At 52.1% G+C, this 16,579-nt stretch carries 18 protein-coding genes; 7 read left to right on the forward strand and 11 right to left on the reverse strand.

Annotated features, from left to right (window positions below):
- Positions 1-22: 22 nt before the first annotated feature.
- Entirely contained in the window at positions 23-1,018 is a 996-nt protein-coding gene (gene zipA, locus AAIG39_RS15355) for a cell division protein ZipA (protein WP_249569562.1), read from the reverse strand.
- Positions 1,019-1,248: 230 nt separating this feature from the next.
- Between zipA and cysZ the strand changes: the two genes are divergently transcribed.
- The 5 genes from cysZ (at position 1,249) to crr (ending at position 6,085) form a co-directional block, all read left to right on the forward strand.
- Positions 1,249-2,010, forward strand: a complete 762-nt coding sequence (gene cysZ / locus AAIG39_RS15360) for a sulfate transporter CysZ (RefSeq protein WP_343194208.1) — start codon at positions 1,249-1,251, stop codon at positions 2,008-2,010.
- 141 nt (positions 2,011-2,151) lie between these two features.
- Positions 2,152-3,123: a cysteine synthase A gene (gene cysK, locus AAIG39_RS15365; RefSeq protein WP_047369359.1), complete on the forward strand. Its 972-nt coding sequence runs from the start codon at positions 2,152-2,154 to the stop codon at positions 3,121-3,123.
- A gap of 382 nt (positions 3,124-3,505) precedes the next feature.
- Entirely contained in the window at positions 3,506-3,763 is a 258-nt protein-coding gene (gene ptsH, locus AAIG39_RS15370; protein WP_039079738.1) for a phosphocarrier protein Hpr, read from the forward strand.
- Positions 3,764-3,807: 44 nt separating this feature from the next.
- The gene (gene ptsI / locus AAIG39_RS15375; RefSeq protein WP_090086279.1) at positions 3,808-5,535 is read left to right on the forward strand and encodes a phosphoenolpyruvate-protein phosphotransferase PtsI; all 1,728 of its coding nucleotides are present in this window, start codon (positions 3,808-3,810) and stop codon (positions 5,533-5,535) included.
- Between the two features lie 40 nt (positions 5,536-5,575).
- The gene (gene crr, locus AAIG39_RS15380; RefSeq protein WP_039079736.1) at positions 5,576-6,085 is read left to right on the forward strand and encodes a PTS glucose transporter subunit IIA; all 510 of its coding nucleotides are present in this window, start codon (positions 5,576-5,578) and stop codon (positions 6,083-6,085) included.
- Between the two features lie 48 nt (positions 6,086-6,133).
- Here the strand turns inward: crr and pdxK are convergent, their stop codons facing one another.
- The 10 genes from pdxK to AAIG39_RS15430 all read right to left on the reverse strand — a co-directional run bounded on the left by pdxK (position 6,134) and on the right by AAIG39_RS15430 (position 14,571).
- Complete coding sequence (gene pdxK, locus AAIG39_RS15385; RefSeq protein ID WP_090086277.1) at positions 6,134-6,970, reverse strand: pyridoxine/pyridoxal/pyridoxamine kinase; 837 nt, start codon at positions 6,968-6,970, stop codon at positions 6,134-6,136.
- 1 nt (position 6,971) lies between these two features.
- Positions 6,972-7,886, reverse strand: a complete 915-nt coding sequence (gene cysM, locus AAIG39_RS15390) for a cysteine synthase CysM (RefSeq protein ID WP_343194209.1) — start codon at positions 7,884-7,886, stop codon at positions 6,972-6,974.
- A 200-nt stretch (positions 7,887-8,086) separates the two neighbouring features.
- A complete protein-coding gene (gene cysA, locus AAIG39_RS15395) occupies positions 8,087-9,181 on the reverse strand; it encodes a sulfate/thiosulfate ABC transporter ATP-binding protein CysA (protein WP_090086273.1) in 1,095 nt (364 codons plus the stop codon).
- Positions 9,171-10,046, reverse strand: a complete 876-nt coding sequence (gene cysW / locus AAIG39_RS15400; protein ID WP_343194210.1) for a sulfate/thiosulfate ABC transporter permease CysW — start codon at positions 10,044-10,046, stop codon at positions 9,171-9,173. The genes cysA and cysW overlap by 11 nt, the downstream gene beginning before the upstream one ends.
- On the reverse strand, positions 10,046-10,879 hold the full coding sequence (gene cysT / locus AAIG39_RS15405) for a sulfate/thiosulfate ABC transporter permease CysT (protein WP_047369353.1): 834 nt from the start codon (positions 10,877-10,879) through the stop codon (positions 10,046-10,048). Before cysT ends, cysW begins: the two co-directional genes overlap by 1 nt.
- Positions 10,879-11,895 carry a sulfate ABC transporter substrate-binding protein gene (locus AAIG39_RS15410; protein ID WP_343194211.1) on the reverse strand — a complete coding sequence of 339 codons (1,017 nt, stop codon included), beginning with the start codon at positions 11,893-11,895 and terminating at the stop codon, positions 10,879-10,881. Before AAIG39_RS15410 ends, cysT begins: the two co-directional genes overlap by 1 nt.
- A 184-nt stretch (positions 11,896-12,079) precedes the next feature.
- Positions 12,080-12,979, reverse strand: coding sequence for a Dyp-type peroxidase (locus AAIG39_RS15415; protein ID WP_343194212.1), 900 nt, complete (start codon positions 12,977-12,979; stop codon positions 12,080-12,082).
- Positions 12,980-13,071: 92 nt separating this feature from the next.
- Entirely contained in the window at positions 13,072-13,647 is a 576-nt protein-coding gene (locus AAIG39_RS15420) for an RpoE-regulated lipoprotein (protein ID WP_090086266.1), read from the reverse strand.
- A gap of 62 nt (positions 13,648-13,709) precedes the next feature.
- The gene (locus AAIG39_RS15425) at positions 13,710-14,159 is read right to left on the reverse strand and encodes a DUF2919 domain-containing protein (protein ID WP_343194213.1); all 450 of its coding nucleotides are present in this window, start codon (positions 14,157-14,159) and stop codon (positions 13,710-13,712) included.
- Positions 14,146-14,571, reverse strand: coding sequence for a GNAT family acetyltransferase (locus tag AAIG39_RS15430; RefSeq protein WP_039079726.1), 426 nt, complete (start codon positions 14,569-14,571; stop codon positions 14,146-14,148). The genes AAIG39_RS15425 and AAIG39_RS15430 overlap by 14 nt, the downstream gene beginning before the upstream one ends.
- A 212-nt stretch (positions 14,572-14,783) precedes the next feature.
- Between AAIG39_RS15430 and amiA the strand changes: the two genes are divergently transcribed.
- Positions 14,784-15,656 carry an N-acetylmuramoyl-L-alanine amidase AmiA gene (gene amiA, locus AAIG39_RS15435; RefSeq protein ID WP_039079725.1) on the forward strand — a complete coding sequence of 291 codons (873 nt, stop codon included), beginning with the start codon at positions 14,784-14,786 and terminating at the stop codon, positions 15,654-15,656.
- The gene (gene hemF / locus AAIG39_RS15440; RefSeq protein WP_249569569.1) at positions 15,656-16,564 is read left to right on the forward strand and encodes an oxygen-dependent coproporphyrinogen oxidase; all 909 of its coding nucleotides are present in this window, start codon (positions 15,656-15,658) and stop codon (positions 16,562-16,564) included. The genes amiA and hemF overlap by 1 nt, the downstream gene beginning before the upstream one ends.
- Positions 16,565-16,579: the final 15 nt, after the last annotated feature.

The following is a 16,579-nucleotide window of genomic DNA, read 5'->3' on the forward strand; positions in this document are numbered from 1 at the left end:
AAAAACGAGATAACCGTGGCCGTTACGCGTTTGCGTCCCTGACTTCACGGATTCTGTCCTGATACTCACGCAGCTTCTGCGGTGTCATCATTCGACGCTGATCGTCAAGCACAACACCACCAACTTCATCGGCGATGTACTGCGCGGCTTGCAGCATCAGTTTGAAGTTTTGCAGCTCGTCGCCATAGGACGGTACTTGCATAAACATGGTGATACCAGGCGTGGTGATCTCACTCATGCGCTCTGGATCAAATGTTCCCGGGTTCACCATATTGGCCAGGCTAAACAGCGTTGGACCGCTGCCATCCGGGCTGAGATGGCGATGGAAGATGCTCATATCACCAAATTTAAACCCAACCTGCTGAATGCTGTTGAGCAACAACTCGCCCTGCAACACGCTTCCCTGATGCGCCGCGACGTTCATAATAATGACCGTCTCTTTCCGCTGCGGTTTTTCGGCAACCGGGGCTTCTTCAATATGTTCGGGTTCAGGTTCAGGCTGCGCGACAGGCTCGTGATGCGACGGCTGCGCTGATGTAAACACAGGTTGCTGAGGCTGCGTATGTGCCGGTGCTACAGGCTGAGTAAACTCACGCTCACGCGGCTCCTCTACGGGCCGCTGTGGTTCTACCTGCGGCGCTCGCTGTACCGGCTGAGCAGGCTGTTGCACATGGCGCTCTTCATGCTGGGCAGGGGCGGTTGCGCGAGGCTGAGCCGACGCGTACGGAGGTTGATACTGATGCTGTGGTTGTTGACGCGGAGCCTCAGGTTCGCTTCCCGCTTTTGGCGGCGCGTTTACCCGATGAACGCGGACTTCGCCTACGCCGTCGTCATCTTCTTCGACATCCTCGTCGTAAGCGTCATCGTCGTCATCACGTCGCGACTTCATACGTTTTAACGGTCGATCGCGGAACATTGAGGAACGTTCTTTACGACTGGTCCAGAAACCGTGAACCAGTAAAGCGATTATGGCGATCGCGCCAACAATGATTAATATCAGACGCAAATCCTGCATCATTATATTCTCTGTTGTTCTAACACCTTGCCAACACGGCAAACATTTACTCACTAAGAGTATTTGCCGATTACGTCAAGTGCAAGTGCACACATGCCTTTCGCAGCATAAAGATGAACGAAATTGTGCTTTTTGCTGTTTTTTCGAACATTTCCGAACGGGTTTTTTCACCTGCGAACAGATAATATAGTTTTTTGCTTTTCTGGCTGTAATAAAAGGAGTATTGCCCGGCTATGCTTTCATCTTCCCCAACCTCTCCACGCAGCGGCGTTTTTTATTTTTCTCAAGGCTGGAAGCTCATCACGCTGCCGGGTATTCGCCGTTTCGTTATTTTGCCGCTTCTGGTCAATATCGTATTGATGGGAGGCGCTTTTGCATGGTTATTTACCCGCCTCGACACCTGGATCCCCGCGCTCATGAGCCATGTACCAGGCTGGCTACAGTGGCTCAGCTATTTGCTCTGGCCAATTGCGGTTATTTCAATCCTGCTGGTGTTCAGCTACTTCTTCTCGACTATTGCTAACTGGATTGCCGCGCCGTTCAATGGCCTGCTCGCCGAACAGCTTGAGGCTCGCTTAACAGGTGCAACGCCGCCGGATGCCGGCCTGACCGCCATCATTAAAGATATCCCGCGCATAATGAAACGCGAATGGCAGAAGCTCGCCTGGTATCTGCCACGCGCGATCGTTTTACTGTTGCTCTATTTCATTCCCGGTATCGGTCAGACCATCGCGCCCGTGCTGTGGTTTTTGTTCAGCGCCTGGATGCTGGCCATCCAGTACTGCGATTACCCTTTTGATAATCACAAAGTACCCTTCAAAGCGATGCGCGTTGCTTTGCGCACACGTAAGGTAACGAATATGCAGTTTGGCGCACTCACCAGCCTGTTCACCCTTATTCCGGTGTTAAATCTGGTTGTGATGCCAGTTGCCGTCTGCGGCGCAACGGCAATGTGGGTCGATTGTTATCGCGATAAAAACGCCGCCTGGCGCTAAAGGAATTATTCCGGTTCTTATTCCATACTGGTTACCATTATTTCGGCTCAGCATATAGATATGCGAATTCCTTACTTCCCCAGGGACAGTAAGCGGGTATGCTGGGGTGGTTCCCAAATTTCATACAGTTAAGGACAGGCCATGAGTAAGATTTTTGAAGATAACTCGCTGACTATCGGTCACACGCCGCTGGTTCGACTGAACCGTATCGGTAATGGACGCATTCTGGCAAAGGTAGAATCCCGTAACCCGAGCTTCAGCGTTAAATGCCGTATCGGTGCCAATATGATTTGGGATGCCGAAAAACGGGGTGTGCTGAAACCGGGTATTGAACTGGTTGAACCAACCAGCGGTAACACCGGTATCGCTCTGGCATATGTTGCCGCAGCGCGCGGTTATAAACTGACCCTGACGATGCCGGAAACGATGAGCATCGAACGCCGTAAGTTGCTCAAAGCACTGGGCGCGAATCTTGTTCTGACCGAAGGCGCAAAAGGGATGAAAGGCGCCATTCAGAAAGCAGAAGAAATTGTCGCCAGCGATCCATCTAAATATCTGCTGCTGCAGCAGTTCAGCAACCCGGCTAACCCGGAAATTCATGAAAAAACCACCGGCCCGGAAATCTGGGAAGATACCGACGGTCAAGTGGATGTATTTATCTCTGGCGTGGGTACCGGCGGTACGCTGACGGGCGTGTCTCGCTATATTAAAGGCACAAAAGGCAAATCTGATCTGATCACCGTAGCGGTTGAGCCGTCCGACTCCCCGGTAATCTCCCAGGCGCTGGCAGGTGAAGAACTGAAACCTGGTCCGCACAAAATCCAGGGGATTGGCGCAGGTTTCATTCCGGGTAACCTTGATTTAAAACTGATCGATAAAGTGGTAAAAATTACCAACGATGAAGCGATCAGCACTGCACGCCGTCTGATGGAAGAAGAAGGTATTCTTGCGGGTATTTCTTCCGGTGCCGCCGTCGCAGCTGCACTGAAACTACAGGAAGACGAAACCTTTACGAACAAGAATATTGTGGTTATCCTTCCGTCCTCTGGTGAGCGTTATTTGAGCACCGCGTTGTTTGCCGATCTATTCACGGAAAAAGAACTGCAACAGTGATGCCAGAATGTTAAAATAGCGCAAAAAAGCACCTGAGAAGGTGCTTTTTTGTGGAGCACATCAAAGTTTCACCCCTCCTGGCATTGATTCGACTCCTCGGGTCTGGTATTTAACCATCACATTTATTTTGATGCGCGAAATTAATCGGTTTCTGATTTCACGAAGCTGAATCGATTTTATGATTTGGTTCAATTCTCGCTTTCGCTGCATAATGTTTAATGACGTGCGAAACGTCAACGGCCAGAAGCGCCAGCACCGGATCGTGTTTTCCACGCTTCTGAGTCGTATACCGTAACGCCGGCGCTAACGATACAGGCTAAAGTCCAGCCGCCAGGCTAGACTTTAGTTCCACAACACTAAACCTATAAGTTGGGGAAATACAATGTTCCAGCAAGAAGTTACCATTACCGCTCCGAACGGTCTGCACACCCGCCCTGCTGCTCAGTTTGTAAAAGAAGCTAAAGGCTTCACTTCTGAGATCACTGTGACTTCCAACGGCAAAAGCGCCAGCGCAAAAAGCCTGTTCAAACTGCAAACTCTGGGCCTGACTCAGGGTACTGTTGTGACGTTAACCGCAGAAGGCGAAGACGAACAAAAAGCAGTTGAACATCTGGTTAAACTGATGGCAGAGCTCGAGTAACTTTCCGGGTTCTTTTAAAAATCAGTCACAAGTAAGGTAGGGTTATGATTTCAGGCATTTTAGCATCCCCGGGTATCGCTTTTGGCAAAGCACTTCTGCTGAAAGAAGACGAGATCGTCATTGACCGGAAAAAAATTTCTGCCGATAAGGTTGACCAGGAAGTTGAGCGTTTCCTGAGCGGTCGTGCCAAGGCATCAGCGCAGCTTGAAGCGATCAAAACGAAAGCTGGCGAAACTTTCGGTGAAGAAAAAGAAGCCATCTTCGAAGGCCACATTATGTTGCTCGAAGATGAGGAGCTGGAGCAGGAAATCATAGCCCTGATTAAAGATAAGCACATGACTGCAGACGCGGCGGCTCATGAAGTTATCGAAGGTCAGGCGACTGCCCTTGAAGAGCTGGACGATGAATACCTGAAAGAGCGTGCGGCTGACGTACGTGATATCGGTAAACGTCTGCTGCGCAATATTCTTTGTATGCCTATCATCGACCTGAGCGCTATTCAGGACGAAGTTATTCTGGTTGCCGCTGACCTGACCCCGTCAGAAACCGCACAGCTGAACCTGAACAAGGTTCTCGGTTTCATTACTGACATGGGTGGTCGTACTTCCCACACCTCTATCATGGCACGTTCACTGGAACTGCCAGCGATTGTGGGTACCGGCAGTGTTACCTCTCAGGTAAAAAATGACGACTATCTGATTCTCGATGCGGTTAATAACAAAGTATATGTTAACCCGACCGACGAAGAGATTGAGACGCTGCGCAGCACGCAGGCTCAGGTAGCCGAAGAGAAAGCCGAACTGGCTAAACTCAAAGACCTGCCAGCCATCACGCTGGACGGCCATCAGGTAGAAGTCTGTGCCAACATCGGTACCGTGCGCGACGTCGCAGGCGCTGAGCGTAACGGCGCGGAAGGTGTTGGTCTCTACCGTACAGAATTCCTGTTCATGGACCGCGAGTCTCTGCCGACTGAAGAAGAACAGTTTGCTGCATACAAAGCGGTAGCGGAAGCCTGTGGTTCTCAGGCCGTAATCGTACGTACCATGGACATTGGCGGTGACAAAGAGCTGCCATACATGAATTTCCCGAAAGAAGAAAACCCGTTCCTGGGTTGGCGTGCAGTGCGTATCGCCATGGATCGCAAAGAGATCCTGCGCGATCAGGTACGTGCAATTCTGCGTGCTTCCGCTTTCGGTAAGCTGCGCATCATGTTCCCGATGATCATCTCTGTTGAAGAAGTGCGCGCACTGAAAAAAGAGATCGAAATCTACAAACAGGAACTGCGTGACGAAGGCAAAGCCTTTGACGAGACAATTGAGGTTGGCGTGATGGTCGAAACCCCTGCCGCAGCCACGATTGCACGTCATTTAGCCAAAGAAGTTGATTTCTTTAGTATCGGTACCAATGATTTAACGCAGTACACTCTGGCAGTTGACCGTGGTAATGATATGATTTCACATCTTTACCAGCCGATGTCGCCGTCTGTACTGACTCTCATCAAGCAAGTTATTGATGCATCTCATGCAGAAGGTAAGTGGACCGGTATGTGTGGTGAGCTTGCAGGCGACGAACGTGCTACACTTCTGTTGCTGGGGATGGGTCTGGATGAATTCAGTATGAGTGCCATTTCTATCCCGCGCATTAAGAAGATTATTCGTAATACTAACTTCGAAGATGCGAAGGTTTTAGCAGAGCAGGCTCTTGCCCAACCGACAACGGACGAGTTAATGACGCTGGTTAACAAGTTCATTGAAGAAAAAACAATCTGCTAATCCACGAGATGCGGCCCAAATTACTGCTTAGGAGAAGATCATGGGTTTGTTCGATAAACTGAAATCTTTGGTTTCTGATGATAAAAAAGACACTGGAACCATTGAGATTGTTGCTCCGCTTTCCGGCGAAATCGTCAACATTGAAGATGTTCCGGATGTTGTATTCGCTGAGAAAATCGTTGGTGATGGCATCGCCATCAAACCAACTGGCAACAAAATGGTAGCGCCTGTTGACGGTACTATCGGCAAAATCTTTGAAACCAACCATGCCTTCTCTATCGAATCCGATAGCGGCATTGAGCTGTTCGTTCACTTCGGTATCGACACCGTTGAACTGAAAGGCGAAGGTTTCAAACGTATCGCGGAAGAAGGTCAGCGCGTAAAAGTCGGCGACCCGGTTATTGAATTCGATCTGCCGTTACTGGAAGAGAAAGCCAAGTCTACCCTGACACCGGTCGTTATCTCCAATATGGACGAAATCAAAGAACTGATTAAACTGACCGGTAGCGTGACCGTTGGTGAAACCCCGGTTATTCGTATTAAGAAGTAATTCTTGATGCATATAAAAATGGCACCCTTGCGGTGCCATTTTTGTTTGTTACGCCGGAAGAATCAGCTCATCGTAGCCTTTCTCCAGTGTGTAGCGCATAACGTCAGTCACGCGCGCCCCCGCCCTGTCAACCGCCTCAGCCAGGGGTTTTCCCTGAACAATATTGCTGACCAGTTCAGAGCAGAAAAGATCCCCGGTCCCTTTTAAATCCGCCGCAATACGTGGATGAGAGCTTATTTCGACGCTCTCCTTCGTCACCAGAACCACATGAATGCAGTTTTCAGCAGAAGGGACTGGTGCACTGGTAATCGCGACCCACTGCAACGTGTCAGAAAGCAGCCCTTTCGCTGCTTCTACCGCGCTTTGCATATCACGGCACCGTTTGCCGCTCAGAATTTCGAGTTCGAAGACATTTGGCGTAATCCCCTGCGCCAGTGGTAACAAATGGCGGCAATAGGCTTCGGGGATTTCAGGCTTCACGTACATACCGCTGTCGATATCGCCGATTACCGGGTCGACAAGCACCGGAAGATGTGGATGCTTTTCTTTTAGCGCTGTCAACCACTGCGCCAGAAGCGCAATCTGGCTGGCACTGCCCATATAGCCTGTTGTTACCGCTTTCAGTTCGCGCAAGATATCGCGCTCTTCCAGCGCCCGCAAATAGCCACTGAACCACTCGTCGGGAATGATGCCACCATAAAAGGTATCGTAATGTGGGGTATTACTAAAAAGCACAGTAGGCACTGCCGTCACACTCAGACGATGCTGGCGGATGTTGGGTACCGCAATACTGTTGCCTACGCTGCCATACACGACCTGCGACTGTACAGCAACGATATCAGTCTGCTGCGCACGGGTTGTGTCCCGGAATAAGATCATTTCCATACTAGATCCCTGCTCCCTGTGAATAGCTTTCTTCGCCAAATACGCCAGTTGAGAGATAACGATCGCCACGATCGCAAATGATAGCAACAACGACCGCTCCCGGATTTGCTTTCGCAATCCGCAGTGCGCCGGCAACCGCACCGCCCGAACTCACACCACAGAAAATACCTTCCTGTACCGCCAGCGCGCGCATGGTATTCTCTGCGTCACGCTGATGAATATCCAGCACTTCATCCACCAGCGAAGCATTGAAAATGCCCGGCATATATTCCGCAGGCCAGCGACGAATGCCCGGAATGCTACTTCCCTCTTCCGGCTGTAAACCAACAATAGAGACCGCTTTTTCTTTCTCGCGCAGGAAACGTGATACGCCGGTGATGGTTCCGGTCGTGCCCATGCTGGAAACAAAATGGGTAATTCGCCCGGCCGTTTGTTGCCAGATTTCTGGCCCGGTGGTCGTGTAGTGTGCGTAGGGATTATCGGGATTATTAAATTGATCCAGCAGTTTGCCTTCACCGCGCTGAGACATAGAGAGCGCCAGGTCGCGTGCACCTTCCATGCCCTGTTCTTTGGTGACCAGAATCAATTCGGCGCCATAAGCACGCATCGCGGCGCGACGTTCCTGACTCATATTGTCTGGCATCAGCAGTTTCATGCGATAGCCTTTCAGCGCAGCAATCATTGCCAGAGCAATACCTGTGTTGCCACTGGTCGCTTCAATGAGGACATCGCCCGGTTTGATTTCGCCGCGCTTTTCAGCCTGCATAATCATGGATAACGCGGCTCTGTCTTTTACCGAGCCTGCCGGATTGTTCCCTTCCAGCTTGACCCAGATCTCGCTGCCGTTATCGGGCCCAAGACGTTGCAATCTAACCAGCGGCGTGTTGCCGATGGTTTGCTCTAATGTATTGTTCACTCACCCTGTCCAATAAAAAAGCCCGGTCGCGTATTCGCTTACCGGGCCTACGGGTGAGTGCGTTCTGATGCACTACTCCATCCCTCTCCCTGCGAAAGAGGGCGCAAACACTATAAACAGCCCGAAGGTTGTTTTGCATTTACCGTGTAGGCCGGGTAAGCATAGTGCCACCCGGCAACAATTTCAGATGCAATAACCTATCAGGCAGATTCTGCGAGAGCAAGCTCCTCGCGGTTTTCGATCCGCTCATTACCCGAGTAGAGGCGCGCATTCTGCAAACCAACAAACAGGCGTTCGCCGCGTTCTGGCGCGTCATTCCCGGTCAGAACCACACTCAAGGGTTCGTCATGCCAGCCCAGTGGTTGTACCACCAGTTGCGTGTAGTGACCTTTAGGGGTAGCTTCCAGCACCTGTACCGGCAGTGGGGAATCCAGGCTGGTACGGCGGCTGATGTCGACCTCCCACGGGCGCAAAAACAGATCGACCTCCCCCTGATGTGCCGGTGTGTAACCCAGCGGCCAGCGGTGCGCACCCACATGAAATTGTCCACCGCTGATAGTGCCTTTCAGGCGGTTAACTTCACCCATAAATTCCAGCACGAAGCGGGTAGCAGGATCGCGCCACACCTGGTTAGGTGCATCGGCCTGTTCAATATTGCCCTGGCTCATCACCACCACGCGATCCGCGACTTCCATCGCCTCTTCCTGATCGTGGGTCACAAAAACGCTGGTAAATTTCAGCTCTTCGTGGAGCTGGCGCAGCCAACGACGGAGTTCTTTACGCACCTGCGCATCCAGTGCACCGAAAGGCTCATCAAGCAGCAGAATTTGCGGCTCTACTGCCAGCGCGCGCGCTAACGCAACGCGCTGTTTTTGCCCGCCGGAAAGTTGGGCAGGAAAACGATCTGCCAGATGGGCCAACTGGACCATCTCCAGCAGCCGGGTGACTTTCGCTTTGATGGTTGCGGAATCAGGACGCTCACGCCTCGGCAGTACGGTTAAACCGAAAGCGATATTGTCGAACACGGTCATATGGCGGAACAGCGCATAATGCTGGAAAACAAACCCGACTTTGCGCTCGCGCGCGTGAATGCGGCTCACATCAGTACCGTGAAAACGAATACGACCGCTGGTCTGATGCTCGAGGCCGGCGATAATGCGCAGCAGCGTAGTTTTCCCGGAACCAGACGGCCCCAGCAGCGCGACCATTTGACCCGAAGGAATATCCAGCGAGATATCATTCAGCACCTGGGTGCGACCAAACGACTTCTTAATATTGGCAATCTCAATGCTCATGATTTCCCTCCTGCTGCGCGCGTTTTTCTTGATTGTTCAAACGCCATTGCAGCGCACTCTTTAAAAACAACGTCAAAATAGCCATCAGTGTCAGCAGGGCGGCTGCGGTAAATGAACCCACCGCATTATAATCCTGCTCGAGTAATTCAATTTGCAGCGGTAGTGTAAGCGTCTCACCACGGATGGAGCCTGACACCACCGATACCGCGCCAAACTCACCGATAGCGCGCGCATTAGTCAGTACCACACCATAGAGCAGCGCCCAGCGGATGTTTGGCAATGTTACACGCTTAAACATCTGCCAGCCTGAGGCGCCTAACAAGACCGCAGCTTCATCTTCCTGGCTACCCTGACTTAGCATGACAGGCACCAGCTCACGCACCACAAACGGACAGGTCACGAAGACAGTCACCAGTACCATGCCCGGCCAGGCAAACATAATTTGCAGGTTATGAGCATCAAGCCACGGACCCAGCGGGCCATTGGAGCCATAAAAGAGAAGGTAAACAAGTCCCGCCACCACAGGCGAAACCGCGAACGGTATATCGAGCAGGGTGAGCAGCAACTGGCGCCCCGGAAAATCAAAGCGTGTCACCAGCCAGGCCAGTAACGTACCGAATACCAGGTTCACCGGAACCGATATTAACGCAACCAGAACCGTTAGCCAGATGGCGTGCAGCATGTCTGCATCGGCGAGATTCTGTAATACCGGCAGCAACCCTTTGCTAAAAGCCTGCACAAAAATGTAGACCATCGGCACCACAAGAATGAATGCGGAGACCACAATCCCGATGCCAATCAGAAACCATTTCCCCCAGTTAATCCGGGGGCTGTCATAGCGTTTCAATTCAGTAACTTCCGCCATTAGTGACCTACCACACGTCGACCAAAACGACTTTGCAGCGTATTGATAGAAAACAGCAACAGCAGCGAGGCCGCCAGAATGACTGACGCAATCGCACTGGCCGCCGGGTAATCAAACTCCTGCAGACGCACAAAAATCATCAGCGAGGTCACTTCGGTTTTCCACGCAATGTTCCCGGCGATAAAAATCACCGCGCCAAATTCGCCAAGGCTACGGGTAAAAGAGAGCGCCACGCCCGCCAATAGGGCCGGAGAAAGTTCTGGTAATACGACCTTGCTAAAGCTCTGCCAACGGGTCGCCCCGAGCGTCTCAGCCGCCTCTTCGTATTCAGGACCAAGTTCTTCCAGAACAGGCTGAACGGTACGCACCACAAACGGGATACTGGTGAAGGCCATTGCCACTGCGATACCGAGCCAGGTATAGGTCACTTTGATATCGAACTTTGCCAGCCACTCGCCGTAAAAACCGTTGACTGAAAACAGCGAAGCCAGCGTCAGGCCTGCAACGGCCGTGGGCAATGCAAACGGCAAGTCCATCAGCGCATCCAGCAGCGTACGTCCCGGAAAGCGGTAACGGGTCAAAATCCATGCCATCAGCAGGCCAAACACGCCGTTGAAAAGCGATGCCACCAGTGCAGACAACAGCGTTACTTTGTAGGCCGCGACAACCTGCGGGTTACTGACGACGTCCCAGTACTGCGACCAGCTCATTTGCGCCAGCTGCATCACCAGCGCGCTTAACGGTAACAGCAAAATCAGGCAGACGAACAGCAGGCTGGTCCCGAGGCTTAAGGTAAAACCGGGCAGCACACGTCTGGAGGAGACTGCAAACATTACTTACGCCCCGCCGCCAACAACTTGTCTAACTCACCGCCGCTGGCAAAATGTGTTTTCATCACATCAGGCCAACTGCCGAACTTGTCTTCCACACGGAACAGATCGGTCTGCGGGAATTTATCTTTGAGTTTGTCCATTACCTGCGGATTATTCACGCGGTAGTAGAAGTCGGTGATGATGGTCTGTGCCTGAGGGCTGTAGAGGTAGTTAAGGTAGGCTTTCGCTGCCTTCTCAGTACCATTCGCCTCGACGTTTTTGTCAATCCATGCCACCGGGAATTCCGCCAGAATATTGGTCTTCGGAATCACCACTTCAAAACCCTGGTCTTCATATTGCTTACGGATGTTGTTCACTTCCGATTCAAAGCTTATCAGCACATCACCCAGGCCACGTTCGGCAAACGTCGTGGTCGCTCCGCGGCCGCCAGTGTCAAATACTTCGACGTTTTTCAGGAACTGGGTCATGAACTGTTCGGTTTTTGCTTTATCACCGCCGTCCGCCTTGTCCGCCGCGCCCCATGCGCCTAAATAGGTATATCGGGCATTACCGGAGGTTTTCGGGTTCGGGAAAATCAGCTTCACGTCCGGGCGCACCAGATCGCTCCAGTCGTGGATATTTCTGGGGTTGCCCTTACGCACCAGGAAACCCATGGTGGAATAAAACGGTGAACTGTTATTCGGCAAACGGCTCTGCCAGTCCGCCGGGATCAGGTTGCCTTTGTCATGCAGGATCTGCACGTCAGTCACCTGATTGTAAGTCACGACGTCGGCTTTCAGGCCCTGTAAAATCGCCAGCGCCTGCTTAGAGGAGCCCGCGTGAGATTGTTTAATCGTCAACGTGTCGCCTGCATTATCTTTCGCCCATTGCTGCTCAAACGGGGTATTGAGGGCGGCAAACAGCTCGCGTGAAACATCATAGGAACTGTTTAACAACTCCGTTGCCTGCGCCTGGGAGACCAATAAGCTCATCGCTGCCAGCGTCAGATATCCTTTTTTCAGTAAGTTAACGGCCATTGCGCACCCTTATAAGATGATGACGATACAACCATCAGTTTATTTATAACGCGTATGAAACCAGTAACGGTTTTATATACCGTTTGGTGCTTTGGAAGTTGAAAAGGGAATAAGCAATTCGGGGTAGACTGCCCTCCCCCACGCTCCCCGTATTCCGGTGAGTGACAGAGGAAGGGCGAAAAGATTACAACGACAGCAGACGCTCTACAGAAGGAGCAAAATAGTAACCGCCGGTCACCGGTTTGGTAAAACGCAGCATCGCGTCGCGTTTACCGTCAGCGTCGCCAAACATACTCAACAACTGCTGCTCAATATTATACAAACGCGCGCAATAGGCACAGAAATAGAGGCCATGCGTTCCGCTGACTGTGCCGTACGGCAGGCTCTGGCGCACAATTTTCAGCCCCTTGCCGTCTTCTTTTAAATCAACGCGTGTCAGGTGCGAAGTGACCGGACGCGCATCGCCATCAATCTCTTCGTTCGCCGCTTTGGTGCGGCCAATCATCATCTCCTGGTCGCCCACACTCATACGATTAAGCTGTTTGAGGTTATGTTCCCAGCGCTGCACCAGCACATAGCTGCCGCCTGCATCCACACCCTCTTTGATAACGGCGACATCGCGACGTATTTCATCACCGGCCGGGTTTTCAGTACCATCGACAAAACCACTCAGGTCGCGGTCTTCAACCCAGCGAAAACCGTGAGTCTCTTCTTTCACTTCAAGCGTGTCGCCAAATGCGGCCAGCACGGCCTGCGCGACGGAAAAGTTGACGTCATGACGCAAAGAAAGGATATGGATGAGCACATCGCACTGTGTGGCAGGCGCCAGACCTTTACCCAGCGGTGTAAAATTCTTGAGCTCTTGCGCGCCTTCACCGCCGCTCAGCTCGCGCCAGGTATCATGCCCAAACGCCACAACCGCGCCGAGGGCCGCATCCGGAAACGTTGCCTGCAGCGTAGCCAGTTTATCGATAAAGACCCGACAGCCTTCACGCAGGTTACGCTTGTCACCCGTAACATTCGCTTCAATCCAAATCGCCGCACGGCAATGTTCTGGCAATATGCCGCTCTGAACCTGAGACATCACTCCTCCTGAAAAAAAGATGCCACGCGACCGTGGCATTGATGGGCGCATTGTACCCGTTTTTTGTTCAGGACGCGGCGCGTGGGATCAAATTAGCGACGCCAGATAATTTTGTTTAATTTCCAGTTTTTGAGCGCGTCATCAGACGGCATTAACCCTTCTGGCCCATGCCAGTCGCCGGTGAACACATAGCTAATATGTGAACTGCCCGGAGCCTTACACTCAACGCCTTTGATATCGTCACCCGTTGCGGCGACACAGTTACCAAATGCTTTATCGTAAAGTCCACTAAATGCGGTGCCCGTTTTGACCCCGTTAGCCGTTTCAATACTGCTGTCAAGGACATCCACCTGGCTTACGGTACCGTTTTCTCCATTCACCACCAGCGCAACCTTGTCATCTTTCAACGCTTCAAAATAACGGACGATTTTGCCTTTCTCGGTTTTCATCCCGCTGCGCAGGTGATAATTGCCGTTCAGCGCATCGTTGATCGCTTTTTCATCAAGCGCAGTATTCGCCGCGATCCCCCCAACGCCCTGTTCACTCACCTCGATGGATGAGCCAAACCAGTTCCAGGGCAAGGCTGCAGACCAGTTGACCGAAGAGAGCGTTGAACAACCGGACAATGCCAGGGCCAGCGCGCAAACGCTTATACGCAGGGATTTCATCTTTACATCCTTTCTTGTTAACTTGACGGCTATTGGAGTGCCGGAACAGTAAAAAGTGCCCGTTAATGATTACCCGGTTGAAAACAGGCCTGACAGCGAGGATTACTCAGCAACCACACGAGCGCAATAATGTCAGCCACAACGAGTCCCAGCCCGACGCCGGTTATCGCCTCTCCGTTGAACCAAAGCAGCGGCTGCCAGAGTAATAACGTGGCTTGCGCGATAATCAGCAACAGACGCATCAGACGCCAGATACCCGGCAAGAGATGCCTGCGGCCGCTCAGTAAAAAGGTAAATACGGCCGGAATACCAGGCAACAGGCCCAGCCAAAAAGCGTCACGATCGGGATAGAACAGGTTTAAAAGCGCATCGCCCTGCCCTCTCGACGCTGCAGCAATCACAAATAATACCCAGGTTCGCGCCTGTAATAACAATACACACCAGAATAAAAACGGCAGCCGCAAACGGCCATGACTGTCAAAATCGGCAGGCGTTAACTCAATATTCTTCATCTTCTATCAGACGCTTACCTAAACTCAGTGAGTCTGAATGCTCATAGCCCAGGCGTTCATACATTCCCAGCACCACGTCATTGTCTTCACGTACCATGATGTTGATTTTGGGGCAGCCACGGGCAATCAGCTTTTTCTCCAGGCGGCTTAATAATGCGTTGGCAATACCGCGTCCGCGGAACTCCGGATGAACCCCCAGATAGTAGGCTGAGCCACGGTGGCCATCATAACCGCCCATTACGGTGCCGACGACTTCACCATTGACCTCCGCGACCAGGAACAGGCTGACGTCGTGATTGATCTTACGTTCAATGTCCATTTCCGGATCGTTCCACGGGCGCAGCAGTTCGCAGCGCTCCCACAGGGTAATGACTTCTTCGAAATCTTCCTGGCGAAAAACGCGTATTTCCATAGTGTTACCTGCCCTTTTTTACGGTCAAAGAGAGATTATCGCGCGACCAGCCGCCGTAGCCAATATGCGGCGAAATCGCAGCAGGAAAATGGCATAATGTCACTCTGTCACGTATTGAAATGAAAAGTAAAACATTTCTTAGTAAGGACTGTCGTAACGGCAAACTCAATACGATATAACTCCAGGGACTACGGATAAAAAGAACAGGCTGTATGAGCACTTTCAAACCCTTAAAAATATTCACCTCGCGTCGTCAGGTTCTGAAAGCTGGCCTTGCCGCTTTAACGCTTTCAGGCATGTCGCGGGCCATCGCAAAAGACGATTCATCCCTTAAAACCAGCAATGGTCATAGCCAGCCGAAAGCAAAAAAGGCCGGTTCCCGGCGTATCGTGATGCTCGATCCGGGCCATGGCGGCATTGATACCGGCGCGATAGGCGGCAATGGTTCGAAAGAGAAACATGTTGTTCTCGCCATCGCCAAAATCGTCCGCACCATTCTGCGTAACCGGGGCATTGATGCGCGCTTAACGCGCACCGGGGATACCTTTATCCCGCTTTATGACCGCGTAGAAATTGCCCACCAGCACGGCGCCGATCTGTTTATGTCTATTCATGCGGATGGTTTTACCAACCCCAGCGCGGCAGGCGCATCGGTCTTTGCCTTGTCCAACCGTGGCGCCAGTAGCGCGATGGCGAAATATCTTTCCGATCGCGAGAACGCCGCCGATGATCTCGCAGGCAAGAAAGCAAAAGATAAAGATCATTTGCTACAACAGGTGCTGTTTGATCTCGTTCAGACCGATACCATCAAAAACAGCCTGACGCTTGGGTCGCACATTCTGCGCCAGATTAAACCCGTGCATCGCCTGCACAGCCGGAATACGGAACAAGCGGCATTTGTGGTGCTGAAATCGCCATCCATCCCTTCGGTACTGGTGGAAACGTCGTTTATCACCAACCCTCAGGAAGAGAAGCTTCTCGGCACGACCGCGTTTCGCCAAAAGATAGCCAACGCGATTGCGGACGGTATTATCAGTTACTTTAACTGGTTCGATAACCATAAAGCCCATTCGAAGAAACGCTGATGACCATACCGGATACCCGCGACGTAAAATCCTTTCTGCTGACATTGCAGGATGACATTTGCCAACAGCTTACTGCGCTGGATGGTTCCGCTTTCGTTGAAGATGACTGGCAGCGCGATGCTGGCGGCGGTGGACGCAGCCGGGTGTTGCGTGATGGCGCTATTTTCGAGCAGGCGGGGGTAAACTTTTCTCATGTCACTGGCAGCGCAATGCCCGCTTCGGCAACAGCACATCGCCCGGAGCTGGCCGGGCGCAGTTTCGAAGCCATGGGTGTTTCGCTGGTAGTCCATCCACGCAACCCCTATGTGCCGACCAGTCATGCCAATGTGCGCTTTTTTATTGCCGAAAAACCAGATGCCGACCCGGTCTGGTGGTTTGGTGGCGGCTTTGATATGACGCCATTCTACGGCTTCGAAGAAGATGCCATTCACTGGCACCAGACGGCGTATGACTTATGCCAGCCTTTCGGGGACGATGTCTATCCGCGCTATAAAAAATGGTGCGATGACTATTTCTTTCTTAAACACCGTAACGAGCAGCGCGGGATTGGCGGGCTGTTTTTCGATGATTTGAATACGCCGGATTTCGACACCTGCTTCGCCTTTATGCAGGCCGTTGGCAAAGGGTACACCGATGCTTATCTGCCGGTTGTCGAGCGCCGTAAAGCGCTGCCCTTTGGCGAGCGCGAGCGCGCGTTCCAGCTCTATCGTCGCGGACGTTACGTGGAGTTTAATCTGGTGTGGGATCGTGGCACGCTGTTTGGCCTGCAAACCGGCGGGCGTACAGAGTCGATTTTAATGTCTATGCCGCCGCTGGTGCGATGGGAATACAACTACCAGCCAGAAGAAGGCAGCCCGGAGGCCGCCTTAAATGACTTTATACAGGTTCGGGACTGGATTAACCCGTAGCCCGGATAAGGCGTT

The organism is Phytobacter palmae, from assembly GCF_039409775.1.
GTDB classification, from domain to species: domain Bacteria; phylum Pseudomonadota; class Gammaproteobacteria; order Enterobacterales; family Enterobacteriaceae; genus Phytobacter; species Phytobacter palmae.

Coding starts and splice junctions, on each gene's coding strand:
- zipA (WP_249569562.1), bottom strand. CDS start 1,018: ATGATGCAGGATTTGCGTCTGATATTAATCATTGTTGGCGCGATCGCC.
- cysZ (WP_343194208.1), top strand. CDS start 1,249: ATGCTTTCATCTTCCCCAACCTCTCCACGCAGCGGCGTTTTTTATTTT.
- cysK (WP_047369359.1), top strand. CDS start 2,152: ATGAGTAAGATTTTTGAAGATAACTCGCTGACTATCGGTCACACGCCG.
- ptsH (WP_039079738.1), top strand. CDS start 3,506: ATGTTCCAGCAAGAAGTTACCATTACCGCTCCGAACGGTCTGCACACC.
- ptsI (WP_090086279.1), top strand. CDS start 3,808: ATGATTTCAGGCATTTTAGCATCCCCGGGTATCGCTTTTGGCAAAGCA.
- crr (WP_039079736.1), top strand. CDS start 5,576: ATGGGTTTGTTCGATAAACTGAAATCTTTGGTTTCTGATGATAAAAAA.
- pdxK (WP_090086277.1), bottom strand. CDS start 6,970: ATGGAAATGATCTTATTCCGGGACACAACCCGTGCGCAGCAGACTGAT.
- cysA (WP_090086273.1), bottom strand. CDS start 9,181: ATGAGCATTGAGATTGCCAATATTAAGAAGTCGTTTGGTCGCACCCAG.
- cysW (WP_343194210.1), bottom strand. CDS start 10,046: ATGGCGGAAGTTACTGAATTGAAACGCTATGACAGCCCCCGGATTAAC.
- cysT (WP_047369353.1), bottom strand. CDS start 10,879: ATGTTTGCAGTCTCCTCCAGACGTGTGCTGCCCGGTTTTACCTTAAGC.
- AAIG39_RS15410 (WP_343194211.1), bottom strand. CDS start 11,895: ATGGCCGTTAACTTACTGAAAAAAGGATATCTGACGCTGGCAGCGATG.
- AAIG39_RS15415 (WP_343194212.1), bottom strand. CDS start 12,979: ATGTCTCAGGTTCAGAGCGGCATATTGCCAGAACATTGCCGTGCGGCG.
- AAIG39_RS15420 (WP_090086266.1), bottom strand. CDS start 13,647: ATGAAATCCCTGCGTATAAGCGTTTGCGCGCTGGCCCTGGCATTGTCC.
- AAIG39_RS15425 (WP_343194213.1), bottom strand. CDS start 14,159: ATGAAGAATATTGAGTTAACGCCTGCCGATTTTGACAGTCATGGCCGT.
- AAIG39_RS15430 (WP_039079726.1), bottom strand. CDS start 14,571: ATGGAAATACGCGTTTTTCGCCAGGAAGATTTCGAAGAAGTCATTACC.
- amiA (WP_039079725.1), top strand. CDS start 14,784: ATGAGCACTTTCAAACCCTTAAAAATATTCACCTCGCGTCGTCAGGTT.
- hemF (WP_249569569.1), top strand. CDS start 15,656: ATGACCATACCGGATACCCGCGACGTAAAATCCTTTCTGCTGACATTG.